Source organism: Bacteroides sp. UBA939 (genome assembly GCF_002293435.1).
GTDB lineage: Bacteria > Bacteroidota > Bacteroidia > Bacteroidales > Bacteroidaceae > Bacteroides.
On record NZ_DBDF01000114.1, the window covers coordinates 1 to 3,475 of the forward strand.

At 42.9% G+C, this 3,475-nt stretch carries 3 protein-coding genes; all 3 read right to left on the reverse strand.

What is annotated here, in order from left to right:
* Positions 1 to 86 precede the first annotated feature (86 nt).
* Positions 87 to 1,241, reverse strand: coding sequence for a lactaldehyde reductase (gene fucO / locus B2Z67_RS07645; protein WP_291529229.1), 1,155 nt, complete (start codon positions 1,239 to 1,241; stop codon positions 87 to 89).
* 172 nt (positions 1,242 to 1,413) lie between these two features.
* Positions 1,414 to 2,922 (reverse strand): M56 family metallopeptidase, encoded by a 1,509-nt coding sequence (locus B2Z67_RS07650; protein ID WP_291529230.1) that lies wholly within the window; start codon positions 2,920 to 2,922, stop codon positions 1,414 to 1,416.
* Between the two features lie 27 nt (positions 2,923 to 2,949).
* On the reverse strand, positions 2,950 to 3,318 hold the full coding sequence (locus tag B2Z67_RS07655; protein ID WP_291529231.1) for a BlaI/MecI/CopY family transcriptional regulator: 369 nt from the start codon (positions 3,316 to 3,318) through the stop codon (positions 2,950 to 2,952).
* Positions 3,319 to 3,475 lie beyond the last annotated feature (157 nt).

The window sequence follows — 3,475 nt, forward strand, 5'->3', positions numbered from 1 at the left end:
GACGCACTAAGCCGAATGCTTACATTAGTTCTGCGCTATAATGCTGCAAGGTGTTAATCACTCATCACTCATCCTTAGTCACTCTCTCACAACGCCTTCTTATACAAATCCAAAATAATTTCTTTCGTCACCTCACGAGGGTTACCCGGCGTACAAACATCGGCAATGGCAGCAGTAGCTAACCTGTCAAGGTCGCTCTCCTTGATGCCCAGTTCAGAAAGATGTTGCGGTATGCCTACTCTTACAGACAGCGCTCTTACGGCGTCCACAGCCATGCGGGCAGTTTCTTCCTTGCTTTTTCCTTCTTTATATACACCCATCGCTTTGGCAATCTCCGTATATTTGTCGAGTGCGGCAGGTGCATTGAACTCCATAACGATAGGCAGCAGCAATGCATTGGCCACTCCGTGGGGAATATCGAAAATAGCGCCCAGCGGATGCGCCATACCGTGAACAACTCCTAAGCCTACGTTAGAGAATGCCATTCCGGCAATATACTGCGCCACAGCCATACCGTTACGAGCTTCGGCATTAGTCGGCTCAAATACTGCTGTCTCCAGATAACGGGCAATCATTTCGATGGCCTTAATCTCGAACATGTCGCTCATTTCCCAGGCTCCTTGGGTTATCAGACCTTCAATGGCGTGTGTCAGTGCATCGAGTCCCGTGGCGGCAGTCAGACTTTTAGGTAAAGTGTACATCAACTCGGCATCTACGATGGCTATTGCCGGAATATCATTAGGGTCTACACATACCATTTTCTTTTGGTTTACTTCGTCGGTAATCACGTAGTTGATGGTTACCTCGGCAGCAGTTCCCGCAGTGGTGGGCAGTGCAATGATGGGCACGGATTTCTTTTGGGTGGGCGCTACGCCTTCCAGAGAAACCACATCGCTGAATTCGGGATTGTTGGTGATGATGCCGATAGCCTTTGAGGTATCAATAGAAGAACCGCCGCCAACAGCAAGAATAAAATCGGCGCCGGATTCGGCAAATGCCTTCACACCGGCATTTACGTTGCTGACTGTGGGGTTGGGCTTGATATCACTGAACACGGTGTAAGGAATGCCGGCTTTGTCCAGTACGGACAGCACTTTGTCGGTCACGCCGAACTTAATCAGGTCTTTGTCAGTAGATACAAAAGCTTTTTTCAAGCCGAGACGTTTGATTTCTTGTGGGAGAACTTCGCGGGCACCCGGCCCGAAGTAGGATACTTCGTTCAAGACGAATCTGTTAATCATAATACGTTCATTTAAACTCCGCAATGTTTTTAGTATTGAACTTGCGGAGGGTTAATACTGTAATTTGTTTCGACAAAGTTAGAAAAATCCTGCGAGAAAAAGCAAAGCATTCTGATTTTTGTAGTATTCAGAATGCTTTTATGGTCAGAATGATGAATATATATATAGTGATTCATCTTCCTTTTGAGGAACTATACTTTTTAGGCTTTGCGAAATGAACTGATATGGGCAACAGACTATCCAAACGAGCTTCTGAAACTCCACCCAATTGCTCTGATATTTCAGCACGCACTTGTAAATAAGCCTCTTTTATCGCCCGAAGATAAGAAGTAACGGCATCTGCTGACGAACCTTGGTCGTACATGGTAATTAATGGGGGAATCTGATTTGTTTTTTTCTTCACAGATTCTTCATAGTCTTTTTTTAATATGTCTGTAAGACGGGCTGACAAAGTTTTCACATCATTGATCTTTTCGCCATCCAACATTATCCGATTCTGCATATTCACAACAATACTATGAGCATCTCCCTCCTTAATTATAATAGTTGTATAAACTTCTTTTCTGCCGACAGTAGTTGTATAAACTTCTTTTCTGCCGACAGTATCTTTTCTTTCGGCAGCATCTTTAGCCTTGTGTTTGAAGAAAGCCTTCAATTGTTCCAATTCACTTCTTGGAATCGAATCCTGTTCTACACTTGCAGGGGTCATCACCTGCTCCACTGTTTCCTTAACTTCCGGCCGCGCAAACGCATAGAGCGTTCCGGCAGCCACAGGCACGAAGAGCAATAGCTTCAAACGTGCCCAATTGTTTGTTCTTCTTTTTAACATCATTGTGATACGGTTTTTAAGTTTACTGTGATTGAAACCGCAAGCCATAGAGTAGAGCCTTGTACCTACGGAATTCTTCACCAATAAAAGTTGATATTGAGTTGCATCGATGCCATGATTGATAACGCCGCTATCGGCTTCATATTCGTGCACTTCCCGGAGTTCACGCATCAGCAGCCATGCGGCAGGGTTGAACCAATGGAATATGACGAGACATTCCATCCAAAGCAGATCCAATGTATGCCGGTGCTGCAAATGTATCTGTTCATGCAATAATATTTCTTCGGGATTCTTCTCGTAATCCTTCTCAGATAAGACAATTGTATTTCCCCAACTGAAAGAGATAATCTTTTCCGGGCAGATGATTAGCCTGTACTTTCCATACTTGTGAACAGGGAAACGGTGTATGAGCCGATACATACGGATGGTGGAAAGTAGAAAGGAAATAAATACCACTAAAGCTCCCAGAAAGTAACAGCCACCCAGAAGCAAGGTCACTGGAATGACGGACATTACATTGCCACGAGATGATTCTATGATTCCACCCTCTGATTCTACAGAAATACTTGTCTCCTCTAATGGAAATTCTTTACCGGTAATTCTCTCTTCAACCGTACCGGCTTCTTTTGCCGTCAACAGGTTTCTAACGGTAGTTACAGGCAACTGCAAAGGCGTATATTGAGAAATATCTATTTGCATTAATGGCAACAAAGTACAAACTACCGTTCCCATCATCAGCAACAGGCGATTCGTACGGAAAAGCGTGTCGTTCCTGAAAAACAACCTGAACAAGAAATACAGGATGAACAGGCACAAGGTCGACTCAAATATATAGAATAATATGGTTCCCATGATATATGCGTTTATCAGGCAGAGTATTTATCCCTTTGTTGTTTTAGCCTCAATGCGTGCAATCAGAGTTTTAAGCTCATCTACCGACATGCCTTCTTCTTCAATAAATGCAGACACAACATTGGTGTAGGAGTTGTTGTAGTATTGAGCTACAACATCATTCAACGCAGAGCGCTTATAGTTTTTATCAGATACAGTCGCATAATATTGATAGGTATTACCATAAGGTCTGTACTTGACGAAACCTTTTTCCTCTAATCCACGCACCAAAGTAGACACTGTGTTATAATGTGGTTTCGGCTCTTCATAAAAAGCCAGCAACTCACGAACAAACATAGGCCCGTGTTCCCAAAACATTCGCATGATTTCTTCTTCTTTTGCAGTCAATCGCTTCATAGCTTTTCTATTTTACAGGAGTGAACGATGCAAAGATAAGAATAAGTTTATAACAAACAACTATATATATAAGTTATTCAACTAATAAATATAGTAGTTTAACTAATATTATAACTTTGCCGACAGGGAAAGGTACAGAGTTGGAAACTGCTACTCA

Bases quoted from the DNA above. Each gene is read 5' to 3' on its own strand.
- fucO (WP_291529229.1), bottom strand. From the start codon at position 1,241: ATGATTAACAGATTCGTCTTGAACGAAGTATCCTACTTCGGGCCGGGT.
- B2Z67_RS07650 (WP_291529230.1), bottom strand. From the start codon at position 2,922: ATGGGAACCATATTATTCTATATATTTGAGTCGACCTTGTGCCTGTTC.
- B2Z67_RS07655 (WP_291529231.1), bottom strand. From the start codon at position 3,318: ATGAAGCGATTGACTGCAAAAGAAGAAGAAATCATGCGAATGTTTTGG.